This window comes from Kitasatospora sp. NPDC085879, from assembly GCF_040686255.1.
In the GTDB taxonomy this organism is placed as follows: domain Bacteria; phylum Actinomycetota; class Actinomycetes; order Streptomycetales; family Streptomycetaceae; genus Kitasatospora.
Map to the genome: position 1 here is coordinate 1 of NZ_JBFBJZ010000085.1, position 21387 is coordinate 21387.

The 21387-nt window shown below is 74.2% G+C and carries 21 protein-coding genes and 1 pseudogene; 12 read left to right on the plus strand and 10 right to left on the minus strand.

What is annotated here, in order from left to right; translation table 11 throughout:
* Positions 1-175, plus strand: a 175-nt coding sequence (locus AB0P35_RS36790) for an integrase core domain-containing protein (protein WP_363519809.1), incomplete at its 5' end; no start/stop codon positions are given.
* Between the two features lie 23 nt (positions 176-198).
* Here the strand turns inward: AB0P35_RS36790 and AB0P35_RS36795 are convergent.
* Positions 199-741 carry a hypothetical protein gene (locus AB0P35_RS36795; RefSeq protein ID WP_363519767.1) on the minus strand — a complete coding sequence of 181 codons (543 nt, stop codon included), beginning with the start codon at positions 739-741 and terminating at the stop codon, positions 199-201.
* Positions 742-846: 105 nt separating this feature from the next.
* Between AB0P35_RS36795 and AB0P35_RS36800 the strand changes: the two genes are divergently transcribed.
* The 3 genes from AB0P35_RS36800 (at position 847) to AB0P35_RS36810 (ending at position 3145) form a co-directional block, all read left to right on the plus strand.
* Complete coding sequence (locus tag AB0P35_RS36800) at positions 847-1626, plus strand: ABC transporter ATP-binding protein (protein WP_363519770.1); 780 nt, start codon at positions 847-849, stop codon at positions 1624-1626.
* Entirely contained in the window at positions 1623-2360 is a 738-nt protein-coding gene (locus AB0P35_RS36805; RefSeq protein WP_095874569.1) for an ABC transporter permease, read from the plus strand. The genes AB0P35_RS36800 and AB0P35_RS36805 overlap by 4 nt, the downstream gene beginning before the upstream one ends.
* Positions 2361-2497: 137 nt before the next feature.
* Positions 2498-3145, plus strand: a complete 648-nt coding sequence (locus AB0P35_RS36810) for a PH domain-containing protein (protein WP_095874570.1) — start codon at positions 2498-2500, stop codon at positions 3143-3145.
* A gap of 127 nt (positions 3146-3272) precedes the next feature.
* Here the strand turns inward: AB0P35_RS36810 and AB0P35_RS36815 are convergent, their stop codons facing one another.
* The 3 genes from AB0P35_RS36815 to AB0P35_RS36825 form a co-directional block, all read right to left on the minus strand.
* Positions 3273-4970, minus strand: a complete 1698-nt coding sequence (locus tag AB0P35_RS36815) for a phospho-sugar mutase (RefSeq protein WP_363519774.1) — start codon at positions 4968-4970, stop codon at positions 3273-3275.
* A 102-nt stretch (positions 4971-5072) separates the two neighbouring features.
* Positions 5073-5894 carry a purine-nucleoside phosphorylase gene (locus AB0P35_RS36820; RefSeq protein WP_095874572.1) on the minus strand — a complete coding sequence of 274 codons (822 nt, stop codon included), beginning with the start codon at positions 5892-5894 and terminating at the stop codon, positions 5073-5075.
* 162 nt (positions 5895-6056) lie between these two features.
* Positions 6057-6494, minus strand: coding sequence for a gamma-glutamylcyclotransferase (locus AB0P35_RS36825; protein WP_095874573.1), 438 nt, complete (start codon positions 6492-6494; stop codon positions 6057-6059).
* Positions 6495-6661: 167 nt separating this feature from the next.
* On the opposite strand from AB0P35_RS36825, the gene AB0P35_RS36830 reads away from it, so the two are divergent.
* The gene (locus AB0P35_RS36830) at positions 6662-8116 is read left to right on the plus strand and encodes an NAD(P)H-quinone dehydrogenase (RefSeq protein WP_363519777.1); all 1455 of its coding nucleotides are present in this window, start codon (positions 6662-6664) and stop codon (positions 8114-8116) included.
* Between the two features lie 186 nt (positions 8117-8302).
* Complete coding sequence (locus AB0P35_RS36835) at positions 8303-9256, plus strand: DeoR/GlpR family DNA-binding transcription regulator (RefSeq protein WP_257019168.1); 954 nt, start codon at positions 8303-8305, stop codon at positions 9254-9256.
* A 78-nt stretch (positions 9257-9334) separates the two neighbouring features.
* On the opposite strand, the gene AB0P35_RS36840 is transcribed toward AB0P35_RS36835, so the two are convergent.
* A complete protein-coding gene (locus AB0P35_RS36840; RefSeq protein WP_095874575.1) occupies positions 9335-11110 on the minus strand; it encodes a biotin carboxylase N-terminal domain-containing protein in 1776 nt (591 codons plus the stop codon).
* Between the two features lie 225 nt (positions 11111-11335).
* Positions 11336-12073: a hypothetical protein gene (locus AB0P35_RS36845; protein WP_363519780.1), complete on the minus strand. Its 738-nt coding sequence runs from the start codon at positions 12071-12073 to the stop codon at positions 11336-11338.
* Positions 12074-12324: 251 nt separating this feature from the next.
* On the opposite strand from AB0P35_RS36845, the gene AB0P35_RS36850 reads away from it, so the two are divergent.
* The gene (locus AB0P35_RS36850; protein WP_363519783.1) at positions 12325-13068 is read left to right on the plus strand and encodes a hypothetical protein; all 744 of its coding nucleotides are present in this window, start codon (positions 12325-12327) and stop codon (positions 13066-13068) included.
* Positions 13069-13086: 18 nt separating this feature from the next.
* Here the strand turns inward: AB0P35_RS36850 and AB0P35_RS36855 are convergent, their stop codons facing one another.
* A complete protein-coding gene (locus AB0P35_RS36855; protein ID WP_095874578.1) occupies positions 13087-13686 on the minus strand; it encodes a nucleoside triphosphate pyrophosphatase in 600 nt (199 codons plus the stop codon).
* A gap of 75 nt (positions 13687-13761) precedes the next feature.
* Positions 13762-13887: a hypothetical protein gene (locus tag AB0P35_RS36860; protein ID WP_257019169.1), complete on the minus strand. Its 126-nt coding sequence runs from the start codon at positions 13885-13887 to the stop codon at positions 13762-13764.
* Positions 13888-14117: 230 nt separating this feature from the next.
* Here AB0P35_RS36860 and AB0P35_RS36865 point away from each other — a divergent pair, with 230 nt between their 5' ends.
* Positions 14118-14546, plus strand: a complete 429-nt coding sequence (locus AB0P35_RS36865; protein ID WP_095874579.1) for a DoxX family protein — start codon at positions 14118-14120, stop codon at positions 14544-14546.
* An 88-nt stretch (positions 14547-14634) separates the two neighbouring features.
* On the opposite strand, the gene AB0P35_RS36870 is transcribed toward AB0P35_RS36865, so the two are convergent.
* Together AB0P35_RS36870 and AB0P35_RS36875 are read right to left on the minus strand one after the other, a co-directional pair.
* Complete coding sequence (locus AB0P35_RS36870) at positions 14635-14853, minus strand: acyl-CoA carboxylase subunit epsilon (RefSeq protein ID WP_095874580.1); 219 nt, start codon at positions 14851-14853, stop codon at positions 14635-14637.
* Between the two features lie 24 nt (positions 14854-14877).
* The gene (locus AB0P35_RS36875; protein ID WP_363519788.1) at positions 14878-16470 is read right to left on the minus strand and encodes an acyl-CoA carboxylase subunit beta; all 1593 of its coding nucleotides are present in this window, start codon (positions 16468-16470) and stop codon (positions 14878-14880) included.
* 297 nt (positions 16471-16767) lie between these two features.
* Between AB0P35_RS36875 and AB0P35_RS36880 the strand changes: the two genes are divergently transcribed.
* The 4 genes and pseudogenes from AB0P35_RS36880 (at position 16768) to AB0P35_RS36895 (ending at position 21375) form a co-directional block, all read left to right on the plus strand.
* Complete coding sequence (locus AB0P35_RS36880; protein ID WP_363519812.1) at positions 16768-17640, plus strand: biotin--[acetyl-CoA-carboxylase] ligase; 873 nt, start codon at positions 16768-16770, stop codon at positions 17638-17640.
* A 215-nt stretch (positions 17641-17855) separates the two neighbouring features.
* Positions 17856-18872, plus strand: a complete 1017-nt coding sequence (locus tag AB0P35_RS36885; RefSeq protein ID WP_363519814.1) for an adenylate/guanylate cyclase domain-containing protein — start codon at positions 17856-17858, stop codon at positions 18870-18872.
* A 250-nt stretch (positions 18873-19122) separates the two neighbouring features.
* Positions 19123-20148: pseudogene (locus AB0P35_RS36890) on the plus strand (diguanylate cyclase); the annotation flags it as partial.
* An 870-nt stretch (positions 20149-21018) separates the two neighbouring features.
* Positions 21019-21375, plus strand: coding sequence for a hypothetical protein (locus AB0P35_RS36895; protein WP_363519791.1), 357 nt, complete (start codon positions 21019-21021; stop codon positions 21373-21375).
* Positions 21376-21387: the final 12 nt, after the last annotated feature.

The following is a 21387-nucleotide window of genomic DNA, read 5'->3' on the forward strand; positions in this document are numbered from 1 at the left end:
CAACCGCACCCTGCTCGACGAGTGGGCCTACGCTCAGCCCTACCGCACCGAGCAGGAACGCCGAGACGCCTACCCCACCTGGCTCCACACCTACAATCACCACCGCGGACACACCGCACTCGCAGGCAAGCCACCCGCCAGCCGCGTCCCCAACCTCACGGGTCAGTACACCTAGTGCCCGTACGTCGGATGCCCGTGCTACGGCTCCGGGTGGTTCTCCAGCAGGCCCAGTGCGGCGGCGAAGGCGGAGAAGCTCGGCGCGGCGACCCGCCAGGTGTACTCCTGCGGGTTCGTCCAGATGTCGCTGCCCACCACCCGTGGGTCGGCCAGGTCGGTGCGGTAGTCGAGCGCGAGCGCGATGTCGTCGCCGACGGTGCGGGCGACCGCGATGAGCACGGCCCGCTCGGCGTCCAGCCAGGGCAGCTCCACCGGGCCGTCGGCGGTGCTGCCGCGAGCCTGCCGGAAGAGCGGCCCGAGGTCCTCGCCCGAGAGGTCGTCGAGCGAGGCGGACTGGCGGCGCACCGCCGCCGCGTCGGCGAGCAGCTCCAGCGGGTCGGTGAACCACGGCAGCGCCGCGGCGAGGGCCTCGTCGCCCGGGTGCCGCCACCGGCCGTCGGCGATCAGGTCGAGCAGCAGCCGCGGCAGCGGCAGGCCCCGGACGGTGCCGTCGTCGGTGCCGGCGGTGTCGGTGGTGCCGGTGGTGTCGGCGTCGAGGGTCTCGGGAGCGTCCGATGCGGTCACGCGCCCACCCTGCTGGTCGGCGGGCCGGTTGTCCATGCCCGATCCGGGCCGGCCGGCCCCGTCCGGTGTCTTGACGGGCGGGGTGCGGAGCGCAAAACTCATCGCATGATGAATTCTGAGGCAGGGCCCGGCCCCGCGATCCGGACCGACGGTCTCACCGTGGTCCGCGGCGGCCGCCCCGTACTGCACGGCCTCGACCTGGAGATCCCGCGCGGATCCGTGACCGGCCTGCTCGGCCCCAGCGGCTGCGGCAAGACCACCCTGCTCCGCTCTGTCGTCGGCGTGCAGCGCACCGCCGGCGGCACCGTCGAGGTGCTCGGCCGCCCGGCCGGCGACGCCGCCCTGCGCCACCGGGTCGGCTACGTCACCCAGGCGCCCTCCGTCTACACCGACCTCACCGTCGGCGAGAACCTCGCCTACTTCGCCGCCGTCCTCGGCGCGCCGAAGAGCGACCCGGCCCGGGTGATCCGCCAGGTCGGCCTGGTCGGCCACGAACACGACCCCGCCGGACGGCTCTCCGGCGGCCAGCGCGCCCGCGTCTCGCTCGCCGCCGCCCTGCTCGGCACCCCCGAACTGCTCGTCCTCGACGAGCCCACGGTCGGCCTCGACCCGGTGCTCCGCCAGGACCTCTGGCGACTCTTCCGCGGCCTCGCCGAGGACGGCGCCACGCTGCTGGTCTCCAGCCACGTCATGGACGAGGCCACCCGCTGCGACCGCCTGCTGCTGATGCGCGACGGCCGCCTGCTCGCCCACGACACCCCCGCCGCCCTGCTCGCGGCCACCGGCGCCGCCGACATCGACAGCGCCTTCCTCCGCCTCGTCGAGGGCGACCCGGCCACCGGACAGGCCACGGCCGCCGCCGACAGCGTGGAGACCGCACGATGAACCTGCAGCGCACCCTCGCCACCGCCCGACGCGTCCTCGCCCAGCTGCGCCACGACCCGCGCACCCTCGCGATGCTGCTGGTCGTCCCCTGCGTCCTGCTGACCCTGCTGCGCTACATGTACGACGGGCAGCCGGACACCTTCGACCGGATCGGCCCGGCCCTGCTCGGGATCTTCCCGCTGCTGGTGATGTTCCTGGTCACCTCCGTGGCCATGCTGCGCGAACGCACCAGCGGCACCCTGGAGCGGCTGCTCACCATGCCGCTCGGCAAGCTGGACCTGCTGCTGGGCTACGCGCTCGCCTTCGGTCTGGTCGCCCTCGTCCAGGCCGCGCTCGCCTCGGCGCTCACGATCGGCCTGCTCGGCCTGGACGTGGCCGGGCCGACCTGGCTGCTCTTCGCCGTCGCGGTCGGCGACGGCCTGCTCGGCATGGCGCTGGGCCTGCTGGTCTCCGCCTTCGCCGCCACCGAGTTCCAGGCCGTGCAGTTCCTGCCGGCCGTCCTGCTGCCGCAGTTCCTGCTCTGCGGCCTGTTCGTGCCCCGCGAGCAGATGGCGGACGTGCTGCGCTGGGCCTCCGACGTGATGCCGCTCTCCTACGCGGTCGACGCGATGGGCCGGCTCACCGTGCAGAGCGGCGTCGGCGGCGAGGTGGTCCGCGACCTCGCCGTCATCGCCGGCTGCGCGCTGCTCGCCCTCGGCCTCGGCGCGGCGACCCTGCGCCGCCGCACCCCCTGACGGCCCGCACCGTCCGGCCGGCGCCGCCGGCCCGAGGGGAGAAGCCCCCGCGGGCCGGCGGCGCGCGGCGTGACCCGCGCGGATCCGGTCGCCGGGGTCCCTGGGGCGGAGGGGCCCCATGCGGCAGAATCGTCCCCATGACCGAATCCGACGGCACGCCCCACCCGGGCCCCGCCGCACCCGAGGAGCCGGAGTACGCCGACCGCGTCTACCGCTCCGGCCCCGGCATCATCTCCGGCGTCCTGCTGCTCGCCGTGGCCGCCTGGCTGATCGGCGACGCCGTGATCTCCGGTACCGGCCGAACGCCCTGGGTGGCGCTCGCCGCCGCACCGGTCTTCGTCTTCCCGGTGATCGCCTACACGCTGCGCCCCGCCGTCTACGCGAACGAGCGCCGCATGCTCGTCCGCAACCCGCTGCGCAGCGTCCACGCGCCGTGGTCGGAGGTGGAGGGGCTGCGGTCGGGCTACTCGGTCGAGCTGTTCGCCGCCGGCCACAAGTACCAGGTCTGGGCGGTGCCGGTGTCGATCCGCCAGCGGAAGGCGGCGAACCGCCGGGCGATGCGGGTCGCCAAGGACGGCGCGCCGTCGGCGCCGCTGCGGGCGGGCGAGAACGACCCGACCCGGGCCTGGTCCGACCAGGTGGTCGCGAACCTGCTGGAGATGGCCGAGCGGTACGCCGGCAAGCCCGAGGCCAAGGGCGAGGTGGCCGTCCGCTGGTGCTGGTGGGTGATCGTGCCGACCGTGCTCGGCCTGATCGCGCTGGTGACCCTGATCGCCGCCGGCTGACGCGGCGGCCGCCCGCGCGGCCCCCGGGAGTGCACACGGGCCCCCGCCGACCGAGGTCGGCGGGGGCCCGCTGCCGTGGGCGCCTCCCGTGGGACGAAGCGGGGTGTCCGCGGGGAGGCGCCGGCCGTCAGGCGCCGATGCCTGCGGCAGCCGCGAGGTCGCGCTTGATGCCGTCGAGCAGCGCGGCGGCGCGCTCACGGGCACCCGCCAGGTCGGCGGCGGCGGCGACCGGGAGCACGACCTCCAGGTAGCACTTCAGCTTGGGCTCCGTACCGGAGGGCCGGACCACGATCCGGGCCGAGCGGACGCCCTCGCCGGCCAGGTGGTAGCGCAGGCCGTCGGTGGCCGGCAGGTCGGCGGAGCCGGCCGTGAGGTCGTCGGCCCGCTCGACCCGCAGCCCGGCCAGGACGGTCGGCGGCCGCTCGCGCAGCCGGTGCATGGCGTCCGCGATCAGCGACAGGTCGTCGACCCGGGCGGACAGCTGGTCGGTGGCGTGCAGGCCGTGCTCCAGCGCCAGGTCGTCCAGCAGGTCGGTGAGGGTCCGGCCGGACCGCTTGAGGGTGGCCGCGAGCTCGGCGACCAGCAGGGCGGCGGTGATGCCGTCCTTGTCGCGGACGCCCGCCGGGTCGACGCAGTAGCCGAGCGCCTCCTCGTAGCCGTAGCGCAGCCCCTCGGCGCGGGAGATCCACTTGAAGCCGGTGAGCGTCTCGGCGTAGCCGAGGCCCGCGGCGGCGGCGATCCGGCCGAGCAGGGTGGAGGAGACGATGGTGGTGGCGAAGGTGCCGCCGACCCGCTTGGCGACCAGGGCCGAGCCGAGCAGGGCGCCGACGTCGTCGCCGCGCAGCATCCGCCAGCCGCCGTTGTCCGGAACGGCCACCGCGCAGCGGTCGGCGTCCGGGTCGTTGGCGATGACGATGTCCGGGCCGACGGCGGTCGCCGTGCGGAAGGACAGGTCCATCGCGCCGGGCTCCTCCGGGTTGGGGAAGACCACGGTCGGGAAGTCCGGGTCGGGCTCGGCCTGCTCGGCGACCACGGTGGGCGCCGGGAAGCCGGCCTGCTTGAAGGCGGCGAGCAGCACGTCCCGGCCGACGCCGTGCAGCGGCGTGTAGACCACGTCCAGGTCGCGCGGACCGGCCGGGTCGAGCACGGTGACCGCGCGGTCCAGGTAGGCCTCGACGACGTCGTCGCCGAGCACCTCCCAGCCGCCCTCGGCGAGCGGGACCTCGGCGAGGGCGCCGATCGCGTCGATCTCGGCGGCGATGTCGGCGTCCGCGGGCGGGACGATCTGCGAGCCGTCGCCCAGGTAGACCTTGTAGCCGTTGTCCTGCGACGGGTTGTGGCTGGCGGTCACGGTGACGCCGGCCGCGGCGCCGAGGTGGCGGATCGCGAAGGCGAGCACCGGGGTGGGCAGCGGCCGCGGCAGCAGGGCGGCCCGCAGGCCGGCGCCGACCACGACGGCGGCGGTGTCCCGGGCGAAGTCGTACGACTTGTGGCGGGCGTCGTAGCCGATCACCACGAGGTCGCCCAGCTGCGGGTTCCGGCGGACGTACGCGGCGAGGCCGGCGGCGGCGCGGATCACCACCGCGCGGTTCATCCGCATCGGTCCGGCACCGAGCTCGCCGCGCAGGCCCGCGGTGCCGAACTGCAGGCGGCCGGAGAAGCGCTCGGCCAGCCGGGACCAGGCGAGCCGCTCCCCGGACTCGGCGTCGGGGCCCTCGGCGGAGACGAGCAGCTCGGTGAGCTCCGCGCGGGTCTGCGGGTCGGGATCCTCGGCGAGCCACGCGCGGGCCCGGGCAAGGAGGTCGGTGGTAGGTGCCTGCGCCATGGTGCGAGCTCCAAACGAGGGTGTGGGCCGGCCGGCGGCGGCCGCGGCACCGCGAGGGTGCGCGGCCTGCCGCCGGTCTACTGATTCTGCGTCAGCGCGTGCTCAGATCCGCTCAAGGACCTTCGCCAGCAGCGCGCCCATCCGCTCGGCGCTGGCCTTGCCGGCCTCCAGCACCTCTTCGTGGTTGAGCGGCTCGCCGGTGATGCCGGCGGCCAGGTTGGTGACCAGGGAGATGCCGAGCACCTCGGTGCCGGCCTCGCGGGCGGCGATGGCCTCCAGGGTGGTGGACATGCCGACCAGCTCGCCGCCGATCACCCGGGCCATGTTGACCTCGGCCGGGGTCTCGTAGTGCGGGCCGCGGAACTGCACGTAGACGGCCTCGTCGAGGGTCGGGTCGATCTCGCGGCACAGGGTCCGCAGGCGCTTGGAGTAGAGGTCGGTGAGGTCCACGAAGTTCGCGCCGACGATCGGCGAGTCCGCGGTGAGGTTGATGTGGTCGCTGATGAGGACCGGCTGGCCCGGGGTCCAGCCCTCGCGCAGGCCGCCGCAGCCGTTGGTGAGGACGACGATCCCGCAGCCCGCGGCGGCGGCGGTGCGCACACCGTGCACGACGGTGGCCACGCCGTGGCCCTCGTAGTAGTGGTTGCGGCCGAGGAAGATCAGGGCGCGCTTCTCGCCGATCTTCACGGAGCGGATGCGGCCGGCGTGCCCGGCGACGGCGGGGGCGGGGAAGCCCGGGAGCTCGGTGACCGGGAACTCGGCCACGGTCTCGCCCAGGGCGTCGGCGGCCGGCACCCAGCCGGAGCCCATGACGAGGGCGACGTCGTGGCGGTCGACGCCGGTCAGCTCGCGGAGGCGGTCGGCGGCGGCCCGGGCGGCGGCATAGGGGTCGGCGGAGACGACCGACTGAGGAGATGCGTTCACAGCTCCGAGAATAGACAAGATTCGCCTACGCGCGTAGACAATCCCGCCAAGACGCGCCGGATCGTTACCGGAATCATCCGGAAATACCGTGACAGGGCACCTGTGGAGGCCCCGGTCCGTCGGATCGCACGAGGCGGCGACGGGCCGCGCGGCGCCGGCGCCTCAGCAGGGACGGCGGCGCAGCTCGTGCACGTAGTCGTCGGGCGCCCCGGCGCTCTCCGCCGCGTCCGCGATCAGCCCGAGGTAGCGGGCGGCGGGCAGCCCGCCCTCGTAGTCGTTGAGCACGTACGTCCAGACCGGGATGTCGCCGTCCAGGGTGTGCGCCCGCAGCCGGATCTTGCGGTAGATGCCGAGCTGCACGCCCTCCCAGCGGTCGAGGCCCTCCTCGTCCACCGGCGAGACGTCGTAGAGCGAGACGAAGACCTGCTCCTTCTCGTCCTCCACGACCGTGGCCAGCGAGCCCTCCCATCCCAGCTGTTCGCCGCCGAAGGTCAGCCGCCAGCCGTCCAGCCACCCGGTGCCGCGCAGCGGGGAGTGCGGGGCGCGCCGGGTCATCTGCCGGGCGTCGAGGTTCGTGGCGTACGCGGCGTAGAGCGACATGGGCGCCAGCCTACGGGAGAGCGCTGCCCCGGACCGGAACGGGCGTGCCCGCGACCGGCACCCGCGGGCGTGCCGCGGCGGGGCGGGAGGCGTGCCGCGGCCCGCCCGGGGCGGTGCGGGCCGGAGGCAACGCCCCCGGCGTGGCTTTGGTTCCGGCATGCGGGAGAATGGTGCTCGTGACTCGGATCGTGATCATCGGTGGCGGACCCGGCGGATACGAGGCGGCCCTGGTGGCAGCCCAGCTCGGCGCGGAGGTGACCGTCGTCGACCGCGACGGCCTGGGCGGATCGGCGGTGCTGACGGACTGTGTGCCGTCCAAGACGCTGATCGCCACTGCCGAGGTGATGACGACCTTCGACAGCTCCTACGAGGAGCTCGGCATCATCGTCGCCGACGACACGCCGCCGCTGGCGCAGTCCGCCCGGGTGGTCGGCGTCGACCTCGGCAAGGTCAACCGACGGGTGAAGCGCCTCGCGATCGCGCAGTCCCACGACATCACCCAGGCCGTCACCCGCTCCGGCGTCACCGTGCTGCGCGGCAAGGGCCGGCTCGGCGCCGGCGGCCAGGCGGCGGACGGCTCCCGCGAGGTCGTCGTCGACCGCGAGGACGGCACCACCGAGACGGTGCGCGCCGACGCGGTGCTGATCGCCACCGGCGTGCACCCGCGCGAGCTGCCGGACGCCCAGCCGGACGGCGAGCGCATCCTCACCTGGACGCAGGTCTACGACCTGGACGAGCTGCCGCGCGAGCTGATCGTGGTCGGCTCCGGTGTCACCGGCGCCGAGTTCGCCGGTGCCTACCAGGCGCTGGGCTCCGAGGTCACCCTGGTCTCCAGCCGCGACCGGGTGCTGCCGGGCGAGGACCCGGACGCCGCCGAGGTGCTGGAGGACGTCTTCCGCCGCCGCGGCATGAACGTGATGAGCCGCTCGCGCGCCGAGAGCGCCAAGCGGATCGGCGACAAGGTCGAGGTCACCCTCGCCGACGGCACGGTCATCGAGGGCACCCACTGCCTGATGGCGGTCGGGTCTATCCCCAACACCGCGGACATGGGCCTGGAGGCGGCCGGGGTCGTGCTCAACGACTGGGGCCAGATCAAGGTCGACCGGGTCTCCCGCACCACCGCCCCGGGCGTCTACGCGGCGGGCGACTGCACCGGCGTCTTCATGCTCGCCTCGGTCGCCGCCATGCAGGGCCGGATCGCGATGTACCACGCGCTCGGCGACGCGGTGCAGCCGCTCAACCTCAAGACCGTGGCCTCCAACGTCTTCACCGACCCGGAGATCGCCACCGTCGGCTACACCGCGGCCGACGTCGCCGGCGGCAAGATGGACGCCGTCGAGGTCAAGCTGCCGCTGCGCGGCAACCCGCGGGCCAAGATGCAGGGCATCAGGGACGGCTTCGTGAAGCTCTTCTGCCGCCCGGGCACCGGCATCGTGGTCGGTGGCGTGGTGGTCGCGCCGCGCGCCAGCGAGCTCATCCATTCGATCTCGCTCGCCGTGGACAACAACTTGACGGTCGAACAGGTGGCCGGCGCGTTCACCGTGTACCCGTCGCTCTCCGGTTCGACCGCGGAGGCCGCCCGCCAGCTCCACATCCGCAAGCGCGAGGGCTCGGACTCCTGACCTGCCGGGCGCAGTTGGGGCGGTCGCCGCGGCGGCCGCCCTTCGCGCACCACCCGCGCGGCCGAGCGTGCGCGGAGCCGCCGGCGGCGCGAATTGTACGGTCGCGCGCCGCTCGGAGGTGAGCGTTTCCGGCTACTGGCTGCAAACGCCTGAAAGCAGACGGTCATTCAGGTTACCGTCGGTTCCGTGTTTGCTGCAGAACGTCGCCAGTTGATCCTCGAAATGGTGCGCGCCAACGGAGCGGTCTCGCTCCGGGAGTTGGCCCGCGTCGTCCAGACCTCCGAAGTCACCGTCCGCCGAGACGTCCGGGCCCTGGAGGCCGAAGGGCTGCTCGACCGCCGGCACGGCGGGGCGGTGCTTCCCGGAGGCTTCAGCCGGGAGCCCGGTTACCCGCAGAAGACCCATCTCGCCGCGGCGGAGAAGAGCGCCATCGCCGACCTGGCCGCAGGCCTGGTCGAGGAGGGCGACGCCGTGGTCGTGGGCGCCGGCACCACCACCCAGGAGCTGGCCCGCCGGCTCGCCCGGGTGCCCGGCCTCACCGTGGTCACCAACTCGCTGCTGGTCGCCCAGGCGCTGGCGCACGCCAACCGGGTGGAGGTGGTGATGACCGGGGGCACCCTGCGCGGCTCCAACTACGCCCTGGTGGGCAGCGGCGCCGAGCAGTCGCTGGCCGGCCTGCGGGTGTCCAAGGCCTTCGTCTCGGGCAGCGGCCTGACCGCCGAGCGGGGCCTGTCCACGACCAACATGCTCTCGGCGAGCGTGGACCGGGCGCTGGTGCAGGCGGCGACGGAGGTGATCGTCCTCGCCGACCACACCAAGCTCGGTGCCGACACCATGTTCCAGACGGTGCCGACGGACGCCATCACCCGGCTGGTCACCGACGAGCAGTCCGCCGCCCAGGACCCGACCGCCCGGGAGCTGGACGCGCTCGCCGACTGCGGGGTGCAGATCTCGCTCGCCCCGCTCGGCACGCCCGCCGAGCCGACGGTGCACAGCGGCGGCCCGGCGCACCCGATGACACCGCACCAGGCGCAGCCCGGCGGCCCGCGCCGCCCGGGCCCGCCGGGCGCCCCGCTGCCCGGCCAGCGCCGCCCCGGCCACGCCCTGATCGCGCGCCCGCTGGCCACCGGCCGGCCCTGACGGCCCGCACGACGGCGGACGGCCGGCCCGCACACCCGAGGAGGGGTGCGGACCGGCCGTCCGGGACGTGACGCGGGGTCAGTTGTCCTTGATCTCGCAGAGCGCGGCGCCGCTGCTGACGCTGGCGCCGACCTCGGCCTTCAGGCCGACGATCGTGCCGGCCTTGTGGGCGTTGAGCGGCTGCTCCATCTTCATGGCCTCCAGGACGACGATCAGCTCGCCCTCCGCGACGACCTGGCCCTCCTCGACGGCGACCTTGACGATGGTGCCCTGCATCGGCGAGGCGAGGGTGTCGCCGCTGACCGCGGAGCCCGCCTTCTTCGCGCCGACGCGGCGCTTGGCGACCTTGGTGCCGCCGCCGGCCGCCGGGGCGCTCGCGACGCCCAGCGAGGACGGCAGCGAGACCTCGATCCGCTTGCCGCCGACCTCGACGACGACGGTCTCGCGGCCCTCGGCCTCGTCACCCTCGGCGCCCGCGCCGGCGAACGGCGGGATGGTGTTCTGGAACTCGGTCTCGATCCAGCGGGTGTAGACCGTGAACGGCGTGTCGCTGCCGTGCACCTCGGGCGCGAACGCCGGGTCGGTCACCACCGCGCGGTGGAACGGGATGGCGGTCGCCATGCCCTCGACCTTGAACTCCTCCAGCGCGCGGGCGGCACGCTGCAGGGCCTGCTGCCGGGTGGCGCCGGTGACGATCAGCTTGGCGAGCAACGAGTCCCAGGCGGGGCCGATGACCGAGCCGGTCTCGACGCCGGCGTCCAGGCGCACGCCCGGGCCGGACGGCGGGGCGAACAGCGACACGGTGCCCGGGGCGGGCAGGAAGCCGCGGCCCGGGTCCTCGCCGTTGATCCGGAACTCGATCGAGTGGCCGCGGATCTCCGGGTCGTCGTAGCCGAGCTCCTCGCCGTCGGCGATCCGGAACATCTCGCGGACCAGGTCGATGCCGGTGACCTCCTCGGAGACCGGGTGCTCGACCTGCAGACGGGTGTTGACCTCCAGGAAGGAGATCAGGCCGTCCTGGGAGACCAGGAACTCGCAGGTGCCGGCGCCGACGTAGCCCGCCTCGCGGAGGATGGCCTTGGAGGCGCGGTACAGCTCGGCGTTCTGCTCGGCGGTCAGGAAGGGCGCGGGGGCCTCCTCGACCAGCTTCTGGTGGCGGCGCTGCAGCGAGCAGTCACGGGTGGAGACGATCACCACGTTGCCGTGGCGGTCGGCCAGGCACTGGGTCTCGACGTGCCGCGGCTTGTCCAGGTACTGCTCGACGAAGCACTCGCCGCGGCCGAAGGCGGCGACCGCCTCGCGGACGGCGGACTCGTACAGCTCGGGGATCTCCTCGAGCGTGCGGGCGACCTTGAGGCCGCGGCCGCCGCCGCCGTACGCCGCCTTGATGGCGACCGGCAGGCCGTGCTCGGTGGCGAAGGCGACGACCTCGTCGGCGCCGGAGACCGGCTCCGGAGTGCCGGCGACCAGCGGGGCGCCGGCGCGCTGGGCGACGTGCCGCGCGGTGACCTTGTCACCGAGGTCGCGGATGGCCTGCGGCGGCGGGCCGATCCAGATCAGCCCGGCCGCGATGACGGCCTCGGCGAAGTCGGCGTTCTCGGAGAGGAAGCCGTAGCCGGGGTGGACGGCGTCCGCACCGGAGTCGGCGGCCGCCTTGAGCACCTTGGCGATGTCCAGGTAGCTGGTCGCGGGGGTGTCGCCGCCGAGCGCGTAGGCCTCGTCGGCCGCGCGGACATGCAGCGCGTCCCGATCAGGCTCGGCGTAGACGGCGACGCTGGCGATACCGGCGTCCCGACACGCCCGGGCGACGCGGACAGCGATCTCTCCGCGGTTGGCGATGAGCACCTTGCGCACTGTGGCTCCCTTCTTGAACCTCGTTGAGTCTAGGGATCTAAGGGCACTACCGGCGAGTAGTCCCTGGTGGTGAGCTAGCCCACACGGAGCGTCACCCGATTTCGTGATCGCGCGACCACGCAGCGGCAGACACCGCTGGTAGAGACGCTACGCGTCGCGGCCGCGCAGGGCCCGCGGCGCCCCGGGGAGGGCGTCGCGGGTCCGTGGCCTTCGCCACACCGGAGGTCAGGCGGCCGCGACCGCCACCGGCCGGGTGGTCGCCTTGGCGGTGACCTCCGCGGCGAGCTCGACCACGTCCGGCCCGTACGCGCCGGGGTTGACCACCTTCAGCACCAGGACGAACGTGCTGTCCGTGCCGTGCCGCCGCGCCAGGGCGTGGTGGTTGGCCGCCAGGTAGCGGACCGCCGCGTGGTTGGACGTGGAGGTCTGACCCGATATCAGGAAGACCGGCCGGTCGCCCGATCCGGCGTGCACCCTGGCCAGCAGGGCGTACACCGGGACACCCTCCGGCACCGGCCGGGTGAGCGGGAACTCCTCGTCACCCACCGTGATGCTCAGGTCGGTGTCCCCCGCGGCGGCGGTCACCCCGGGCAGCCAGGACGCCAGGTGGGCGGCCGTCCGCTGGTTGCTGGACGGCCCGCCGAGGCAGAACTCCGCCTTGGCGCCGAGCCCTTGGCGCACCTGGTCGTGCGCCACGATCTCGGCCCGCGCCCCGCACTCGCGCACCAGGGCGGCGAGCTCCATGAGCGCGTACACGTCGTTGCGGGCCACGGCCGTGGAGGCCCGTGACCCGGCATCCCGGTTGACCACCAGGAGGCACTCGGTGCCCTCCGGCATGCCGAAGAACCGCTGGGTGCGGTCCAGGCGGCGCCGGCGGCGCGCGGTCTGGGCGATCCAGCCGATGCCCGCGCTGATGGCGGAGGCCACCAGTCCGAGCACCACGTTGAGGACGCTGTCGGTCATCCCCCGCTCCTTCCGGCCGACGGCTGCGTCAGCCTATCGGGGGACGGTACGGGGCCGGGCTGGCCCGCCGCGACAGTTGTTCGCCCCCGGTTCTGTCCGATTCCGCAGGGCGCCGACCGGAGTGCTCCGTTCCGCTTCACTCGATCGCGGCCGGGTATTGGTATGGACCATTGACGGCTCCGGTGGCTCCCCCTAGCGTGACGCCGCGTCGGGCGGCGGCCGGCCGCCCCCGCCCCGGGGGAGTCGATGTGATGCGGAGCACCACGGCGGTACGGCTCGCGGCCGCGCTGGCCGCAGTCGCGGCGCTGGCGGGCTGCGAGTCCGGCGGAGGCGCTCCCGCGCCCGCCGCCGCGAGCAGCCCGGCGGGATACGGCTGCCTCACCGAGGAGCAGGCCGCCAAGGGCTCGGTCACCGTCGACGGGCTCTCCCCGGTGGAGGCCTACTACCGGGACTCCGACGCTTGCGGCGCGAAGACCGCCGTCGTCCTCTCGCACCAGAACGGCGGCAGCCTCTGCGACTGGATCCCCTACCTGGAGGCCTTCACCGGGGCCGGGTACGCGGTGCTGCCCTACACCGCCAACGGCACCGTCTCCGACACCATCGAGCAGGTGGCGGGCCACCTCAAGGCCAAGGGGATCGCCCGGCTCGTCCTGGTCGGCGCCTCCAAGGGCGGCACCGGTTCGCTGGTGGCCGGCTCGCTGCCGGACCTGCCCGTGCCGGCCGCCGCCGTGGTCTCGCTCAGCGGACCGGAGTCCTTCGGCGGGGACAACGCGGGCACCGCCGTCAAGCGGCTCACCGCGCCCGTGCTGTTCGCCGCCGAGGAGCACGACCAGCCGTTCGCCGACAATGCCCGCAGCCTGCACGGTGCGGCCGCCGCCACCGACAAGCAGCTGAAGATCTACCCCGGCGGCAACCACGGCGCCGCGCTGCTCTCCGACGGTGCGCTGCCCGACGTGCTGGCCTTCCTGGCTCGGACGGCGCCGCCGCAGGGCTGAGCCGGGGCGGGGTGCGGGTCAGACCCAGAGGTCGGTGATCCGCACGCCCAGGTCGGCCAGCAGCCGCCGCAGCAGCGGCAGCGACAGGCCGATCACATTGCCCGAGTCGCCGTCGATGCCCTCCACGAACGGGGCCGAGCGGCCGTCCAGGGTGAACGCCCCCGCCACGTGCAGGGGTTCGCCGGAGGCGATGTACGCGGCGATCTCCTCGTCGTCCGGGGTGCCGAAGCGGACGGTGGTCGAGGCGGTCGCCGACGACTGCCGGCCGGTCGCCGTGTCGACGACGCAGTGGCCGGTCTGCAGCACGCCCGCCCGGCCGCGCATCGAGCGCCAGCGCTCCAGCGCCTCGGCGGCGTCCGCGGGCTTGCCGAGCGCCTGCCCGTCGAGCTCCAGCACCGAGTCGCAGCCGATCACCAGTTCGCCGCCGGTGAGGCCGGCCGCCACCGTCTTGGCCTTCGCCTCGGCGAGCACCAGGGCGAGTTCGGCGGGGGTGGCGGCGCTGAGCGCGTCCTCGTCGACCCCGCTGACCCGCACCTGCGGGTCGAGGCCGGCCTGGCGGAGCAGCCCGAGCCGGGCCGGGGACGCGGAGGCGAGGACGAGGGTGCGGCGATCGGTCATGGCGCCAAGCCTAGGGCGTGTCCTCCTACCCGGAGGACGCACCCCGGGGCCCCGGCGTCCCCGCCCGCCGGGCCGTCAGCGGACCAGCAGCAGGGCCGCGACGAACGCGAGGACCGCCAGCAGCAGGCCGGCGCGGCGGAGCATCCGCTGCGCCCTCCGGGCTTCGGGGGAGGGCTCGTCGCGGGGGTCTGACCAGAGCACCTCACAATCCTGCTGCGGGCGCGCGGAGGGCGCCTGAGTACGCGTACTCAAACCGGGCTGCCCCGTCCGGAACCCTTGACGCGCGGACCGGTCGGCCCTGCAATGGTCCGGACGACTTGTCGCGTCCATGATCTGTGCGGGCAGAGGGTGCGACGGCGTCACCGGGTCAGGGACACCACGGGCGTCCGGCGGACGCCCGCCCCCACAGGTTCCAGCCGAGGAGACGTACCGTGCCCCGTCCGTCCGTCAGTTCGTTGGAGACCGCCCGCCCGTACGCGGTGGGCCTGTTCCGCGTCGTCGCAGGCCTGCTGTTCACGGCCCACGGCGCCGCATCGCTGTTCGGCGTCCCGGCGGGCGGCCGGGGCGGCGGCACCGTGGAGGCGTGGTCCTGGCCCGGCTGGTACGCCGCGGTCATCCAGCTCGTCGGCGGCGCCCTGGTGCTGCTCGGGCTCGCCACCCGCGCCGCCGCCGTCGTCTGCTCCGGCTCGATGGCCTACGCCTACTTCTCCGTCCACCAGGAGCACGCGCTCTGGCCGATGCAGAACGGCGGCGAGCCGGCCGCGCTGTTCGCCTGGGTGTTCCTGCTGATCGCGGTGCTCGGCCCCGGCGCGGTGGCCCTGGACGGCCTGCTCGGCCGCCGCTCCGCCGAGGCCGGCTGACCGGGCCGCCGCACCCGCCGCGCAACGCCGGACGGCCCGGCGCACCGCCCCGCGAAGGGGGTGCACCGGGCCGTCCTGCCGCCTCGGCTCAGCGGGCCCAGCCGGAGGTCCGCCAGGCGGCGGGGCCGTGGGCCGGCATGCTGCGCATCTTCCGCGCGTGGTCGCGCCACGGGGACGCCGGGCCGCCCGCCCGGCCGGCCGCCTCGGCGGCGGCCTGCGCGGCGGCGGCCCGGGAATGGACCACCGCCAGGACGGTGGCCAGCTCCTCGGGGGTCGGCTGCCCGTGCAGCACCTGGATGGGGGCCATGGGTCGATCCTCTCGCGGAACGGACTACAGCGGAATGTTGCCGTGCTTCTTCGGCGGCAGCGTCTCCCGCTTGCCGCGCAGCGCCCGCAGTCCGCGCACGATGTGCCGGCGGGTCTCGCTCGGGGCGATGACCGCGTCCACGTAGCCGCGCTCGGCGGCCAGGTACGGGTTGAGCAGGGTGTCCTCGTACTCGGCGACCAGCTCGGCCCGGCGCGCGTCGACATCCGCGCCCGCCTTCGCGGCCTCGGCGAGCTCGCGGCGGTAGACGATGTTGGCCGCGCCCTGCGCGCCCATGACGGCGATCTGCGCGGTCGGCCAGGCCAGGTTCAGGTCCGCGCCCAGGTGCTTGGAGCCCATGACGTCGTACGCGCCGCCGAAGGCCTTGCGGGTGATCACGGTGATCAGCGGCACGGTGGCCTCGGCGTACGCGTAGATCAGCTTGGCGCCGCGGCGGATGATGCCGTCCCACTCCTGGCCGGTGCCGGGCAGGAAGCCGGGCACGTCGACGAAGGTCAGCACCGGGATGTTGAAGCTGTCGCAGGTCCGCACGAAGCGCGCGGCCTTCTCGCTGGCGTCGATGTCCAGGCAGCCGGCCAGGTCCATCGGCTGGTTGCCGACGATGCCGACCGGGTGGCCCTCGACCCGGCCGAAGCCGGTGATGATGTTGCCGGCGAACAGCGGCTGGGTCTCCAGGAACTCGCCGTCGTCCAGGACGTGCTCGATCACCTTGTGCATGTCGTACGGCTGGTTCGCCGAGTCCGGCACGATCGTGTCGAGCTCGAGGTCCTCGTCGGTGATCGAGAGGTCGGCCTGCTCGGGGTAGGCCGGCGGGTCGGACAGGTTGTTGGAGGGCAGGTACGACAGCAGGTTCTTGACGTACTCGATCGCCTCCTTCTCGTCCGCCGCCAGGTAGTGCGCGTTGCCCGACTTGGTGTTGTGGGTGCGGGCGCCGCCCAGCTCCTCCATGCCGACGTCCTCGCCGGTGACCGTCTTGATGACGTCCGGGCCGGTGATGAACATGTGCGAGGTCTGGTCGGCCATCACCACGAAGTCGGTGATCGCGGGGGAGTACACCGCGCCGCCCGCGCAGGGGCCCATGATCAGCGAGATCTGCGGGACGACACCCGAGGCGTGCACGTTGCGGCGGAAGATCTCGCCGTACAGGCCGAGCGAGACCACGCCCTCCTGGATGCGGGCGCCGCCGGAGTCGTTGATGCCGATGACCGGGCAGCCGGTCTTCAGCGCGAAATCCATCACCTTGACGATCTTCTCGCCGAACACCTCGCCGAGCGAGCCGCCGAAGACGGTGAAGTCCTGCGCGAAGACCGCGACCTGACGGCCGTCGACGGTGCCGTAGCCGGTGACCACGCCGTCGCCGTACGGGCGGTTCCGCTCCTGCCCGAAGTTGGTCGAGCGGTGCCGGGCGAACTCGTCGAACTCGACGAACGAGTCCTCGTCCAGCAGCTCCACGACCCGCTCACGCGCCGTCAGCTTGCCCTTGGCATGCTGCTTCTCGACGGCCGCGGCCGAGCCGGAGTGGACCGCCTCGTCGATCCTCCGCCGCAGATCGGCGAGTTTCCCGGCGGTGCTGTGGGGGTCGTACGGCGCCTCGGTCATGTGAGGTGGCTCTCCCTGGTCCTTGGCCGCACCCGAAGCCGACGACGGCATGAGGGCAGGGCGGCACTGCGACTACCGCCAAGTAGCGTAGCCAGCCGCGCGCGAATCGTGTTATGGCCAGCGACACAGTGTGTCGGAACGCCTTCTGCGGGACGATAAGGCGGCCTGCGCCCGCACAGGCCTTCGCACACCCTCCGCGCCGTCCGCGCTGCACCGGGCGCCACCCCGCCCCGTCGGTAGGCTGGCCCGGTGACCGACGCCGAGCAGCCCGAGCCCACCCGTCCCCGCCGCAGCGGCCTGCGCGGCCTCGGCCAGGGCGCCGGCCCCTCGCCCTGGACGGACCTGGAACGGCCCCCGCTGGACACCGCGGCCCTCCGCCGCGACCTGCTCGTCCCCGGCGGCCTGTGGACCTCGCTCGACATCGTCACCGAGACCGGCTCCACCAACACCGACCTCGCCGCCCGCGCCCGGGCCGGCGCCCCCGAGGGCGCCGTCCTGATCGCCGAGTCGCAGAGCGCCGGCCGCGGCCGGCTGGAGCGCCGCTGGAGCGCCCCGCCGCGCTCCGGGCTCTTCCTCTCGATGCTGCTGCGGCCCGCCGAGGTGCCGGTCGAGCGGTACGGCTGGCTGCCGATCCTGGTCGGCGTCGCCGCCGCCACCACCGTCTCCCGGATCGCCGAACTCGACACCGGCCTCAAGTGGCCCAACGACCTCCAGGTCACCGTCGGCGGCGAGGAACGCAAGATCGGCGGCATCCTCACCGAGCTCTCCGGCGGCGCCGTCGTCGCCGGCCTCGGCATCAACGTCTCGCTGCGCGCCGGCGAACTCCCGGTGCCCACCGCCGGCTCGCTCGCCCTCGCGGGAGCCGAAGTCACCGACCGGCAGATCCTGCTGCGCGGCCTGCTGCGGGAGTTCGCCGAACTGTACGGCGAGTGGCGGGCCGCGGCCGGCGACCCGCACGCCAGCGGACTGCTGCCCGCGTACACCGCCCGCTGCACCACGCTCGGCCGCCCCGTCCGGGTGCAGCTGCCCGGTGACCGCGAACTCGCCGGTGAGGCCGTCGCGGTGGACGGCGACGGCCGGCTCGTCGTGCGCACCCCCGACGGCACCCGCCACCCGGTGGCGGCCGGGGACGTGGTGCACGTGCGCCCGGAGCGTCCGGACTCCGCCTGATCCGGACGGATGCCCCGGATTGCGGGATTCCGTGCGAACATTCCACCTGGCAGCGGTGTGAGGCGCGCCACTACCCCCGGGTGGTCGGCCGCCCTTGACAGGCAGGACAAGAGGAAGTGCGGCGACCGCACGGGGATGGACCGGTGGCAGGCGAGGAATCGGGCAACGGCAACGGCGGCCAAGACAACGGCGGGGCGGGCGAACGCACCGTCGCGCTGGATCTGGAACGGCTGATCCTCGACGCCCCGCGCAAATACACCCCCTACCAGGCCGCCCGCGCGGCCGACGTCCCGATGGACCTGGCCACCAGGTTCTGGCGGGCGATGGGCTTCCCCGACATCGGCCAGTCCCGGGCGCTGACCGACAACGACGTGATCGCGCTGCGACGCCTCGCCGGCCTCATCGAGTCCGGACTGCTCAGCGAGTCGATGGCGATCCAGGTCGCCCGCTCCACCGGCCAGACCACCGCGCGGCTCGCGGGCTGGCAGATGGACACCTTCCTGGAGAACCTCACCCAGGCCGTCGAGCCCGGCCTCACCCGGGCCGAGGTCGCCTACCCGCTCACCGAACTGCTGCTGCCCGAGCTGGAGCAGTTCCTGGTGTACGTCTGGCGCCGCCAGCTCGCCGCCGTCACCGGCCGCGTGGTGCACGCCGCCGAGGACACCGAGATCACCAGCGGCCGGCTCGCCGTCGGCTTCGCCGACCTGGTCGGCTTCACCCGGCTCTCGCGCCGGCTGGAGGAGGAGGAGCTCGGCGAACTCGTCGAGACCTTCGAGAACACCTGCTCCGACCTCATCGCCGGCCAGGGCGGCCGGGTCATCAAGACCCTCGGCGACGAGATCCTCTACGTCACCGAGGACCCGGCGGTCGCCGCCGAGATCGCCCTCTGCCTGGTCGAGACGCTCGCCAAGGAGGACACCATGCCCGCGCTGCGGGTCGGCATGGCCTTCGGCACCGTCACCTCCCGAATGGGCGACGTCTTCGGCACCACCGTCAACCTGGCCAGCCGGCTCACCTCGATCGCCCCGCGGGACGCGGTGCTCGTCGACGGCGACTTCGCCGCCGCGCTGGAGCAGACCGGAGCCGTCCCGCCGCACGTGCCGGAGGACCCGGCCGGCCGCCAGGCGGAGGGCGGCTTCCCCTTCCACCTCCAGCCGATGTGGCGGCGCCCGGTGCGCGGCCTCGGCCTGGTCGAGCCGTGGCTGCTCGGCCGGAGCCACGACCCGGAGTGACCGCGGGCCGCCCGCGCCTCCCTCCGCCGCGGACGCTCACGACTTCACCTTGACAAATCGGGCAATGCCTTACCAAACCGCCATAATCTTGATCCAGGATGGATGCGCACCAGGGCGGACGCACCAGGGTGGACCAAGGGACGAGGCGATCCGGTTGAGCGGTGAGGCGGACAGCGCTGCGGACCGGGCCGGCCAACCCCCTGCCACCCCGGACGTGCGTCTGCGTGCGGTCGTCGAACTCGCCCACGACATGGCGGGGGCGCTGACCCCGCTGGAGGCCGTCCGCGCCGCAGTCGTCCGCGCCACCGCCGCGCTGGAGGCCACCATGGCCGCCGTCTCGGTCTGGGACCGCGAGTCCGGCCGGCTCCGGGTGCTCGCCAACTACGGCGAACTCGCCGCCGGCGAGGAGGAGTTCCCCGAGGACGAGTCCTACCCGGTGGCCGACTTCCCGGAGATCGTCACCTACCTCGAAGAGCACTGGACCACCGGCCGGCTGCCCCGCGCCTGGGTGCAGACCGCCGAGGACACCGACCCCCTCCACGCACCGGACCACCCGTCCGCGAGCGCGTTCTGCCTGCAGCGCGCCGCCGGACTGCGCCGGCGCGGCCGGGAGTGCTGCCTGGTCGCCCCGATCGTCCTGCACGGCCAGGCCTGGGGCGAGCTCTACCTCGCCCGCAGCGCCGGGCTCCCGGTCTTCGGCGAGGCCGACGTCGACTACGCCACCCTGCTCGCCGCCCAGATCTCGGCCGGACTCTCGCAGACCGAACGGCTCGCCGACCTCCGCCGGCTCGCCTTCACCGACCCGCTCACCGGCCTCGCCAACCGGCGCGCCGTCGACGCCCGGCTGGAGAGCGCCCTGCAGGCGCACAACCGCGACAACACCGTCGTCAGCCTCGTCGTCTGCGACGTCAACGGCCTCAAGCGGGTCAACGACCAACTCGGCCACGAGATGGGCGACCGCCTGCTGGAACGGTTCGCCCACCAGCTCTCGCTCTGCGCCGCCAAACTCCCCGGCAGCCTCGCCGCCCGGCTCGGCGGCGACGAGTTCTGCCTCCTCGTCGAGGGCCAGAAGGCCGACGAGGTGGTGGCCGTCGCCGAGGAGCTCTGCGCCCGCGCCCTGCAGCTCACCGAGGGCGAGGGCGTCGCCTGCGGCGTCGCCTCCACCGGCGACTCCATCGGCCCGGTCTCCACCGCCGACCGGCTGTTCCGACTCGCCGACGCCGCCCAGTACCGCGCCAAGGCCGCCCGCGCCGCCCACCCCGTGGTGGCCGGCCGCAGCCACGGCCCCGGCTTCTCACCCGACCCCACCGTGATGCTCGCCGACGCCGCCGACCCCCGCCACCGCGCCGACGGCCGCCGCGGCGGATCCGGCCAGCGCGGAAACGGCGACCGCCGGCGGTTCCGCGGCGCCGCGCGCAGCGCCGACCCCGGCCAGCTGCTCATCACCGTGCTCGCCGCCCTCGACCAGAACGAGGTCCACCGCACCAGCCACCCCGCCGACACCCTCGCCCGGCTGGTCACCGTCGCCGAGACGTCCGCCCGGCTGCTGGACGCCGTCGCGTGGTGGGTCTCCTACGTGCCGCCCGGCTCGCACCTCATGCGCACCGCCCAGCACGCCGTCTACCGGATGACCAGCGGCCCGAGCAGCTCCGGCGCCGCCACCCAGCGCGCCCAGATCGAGGCCCCGGACGCCGTCTTCGACCTGCGCCACTACCCGCTCACCCGGCGGGCCTCCCGCGGCGGCGGCTTCGCCCTGCGGGCCGGCTCGGCCGGCAACGACCCCTCCGAGGAGGCCGTGATGGTGGTCAGCGGCTACAAGGGCATGGTCGCCGCCGGCGGCCCCAACCCGGCCGGCGGCTGGCTGGTCGAACTCTTCGCCGACGAGTCCACCCTCCCGCTCGGCCAGGTCGCCTCCGCCCTCCGCGCCCTCGTCGCCGTCGCCCTCTCCGGCCCCACCTCGCCACCCCCGGACTAGCTGTACTCGGCCCTGCCGCCGCGGAGAACCGCGGGGGCCCGTGCGGTGCGGCTTCGACGGGCCGGCACGGGGTACGTCACATCTGGGCCACAGGGTCCGTCCGAGGGCTGTGCCGGGCGGGCGGCGGCTGCGACAGTGGGCCGGACATCATCGGGGGACCTGGGAGGGACCATGCGTACCAAGTTGGCGGGGGCACTGCTCGCACTCGCACTGGCGTTCGGCGGATCCGCGCTGGCCGGCGGCGAGGCCGCGGCGGCGACGACCCGCACCGCACCCGCGGCGGCCGTTCAGCAGGCCCCGGCGCAGGCGCCCGCGCAGGCCCGGGCGCTCGGGCAGGCGGCGGCGCCCGCGGTCGCCCCGGCGGCGTCCAAGCAGAAGACCGCCAAGGTGGCGAAGTCCAAGTCGAAGTCCAAGAAGAAGAAGAGCTTCTTCGGCACCGTCGCGGGCATCGTGATCGGCGTCGTGGTCCTCGGCATCGTGCTGATCGTCATCGTCGTCATCGTGATGGCGATGCGCCGCAGGAACTGACGGAACGGCGGG

Bases quoted from the DNA above. Each gene is read 5' to 3' on its own strand.
- AB0P35_RS36845 (WP_363519780.1), bottom strand. From the start codon at position 12,073: ATGACCGACAGCGTCCTCAACGTGGTGCTCGGACTGGTGGCCTCCGCC.
- AB0P35_RS36815 (WP_363519774.1), bottom strand. From the start codon at position 4,970: ATGGCGCAGGCACCTACCACCGACCTCCTTGCCCGGGCCCGCGCGTGG.
- AB0P35_RS36800 (WP_363519770.1), top strand. From the start codon at position 847: ATGATGAATTCTGAGGCAGGGCCCGGCCCCGCGATCCGGACCGACGGT.
- AB0P35_RS36805 (WP_095874569.1), top strand. From the start codon at position 1,623: ATGAACCTGCAGCGCACCCTCGCCACCGCCCGACGCGTCCTCGCCCAG.
- AB0P35_RS36855 (WP_095874578.1), bottom strand. From the start codon at position 13,686: ATGACCGATCGCCGCACCCTCGTCCTCGCCTCCGCGTCCCCGGCCCGG.
- AB0P35_RS36895 (WP_363519791.1), top strand. From the start codon at position 21,019: ATGCGTACCAAGTTGGCGGGGGCACTGCTCGCACTCGCACTGGCGTTC.
- AB0P35_RS36830 (WP_363519777.1), top strand. From the start codon at position 6,662: ATGGTGCTCGTGACTCGGATCGTGATCATCGGTGGCGGACCCGGCGGA.
- AB0P35_RS36870 (WP_095874580.1), bottom strand. From the start codon at position 14,853: ATGGCCCCCATCCAGGTGCTGCACGGGCAGCCGACCCCCGAGGAGCTG.
- AB0P35_RS36850 (WP_363519783.1), top strand. From the start codon at position 12,325: ATGCGGAGCACCACGGCGGTACGGCTCGCGGCCGCGCTGGCCGCAGTC.
- AB0P35_RS36825 (WP_095874573.1), bottom strand. From the start codon at position 6,494: ATGTCGCTCTACGCCGCGTACGCCACGAACCTCGACGCCCGGCAGATG.
- AB0P35_RS36810 (WP_095874570.1), top strand. From the start codon at position 2,498: ATGACCGAATCCGACGGCACGCCCCACCCGGGCCCCGCCGCACCCGAG.
- AB0P35_RS36875 (WP_363519788.1), bottom strand. From the start codon at position 16,470: ATGACCGAGGCGCCGTACGACCCCCACAGCACCGCCGGGAAACTCGCC.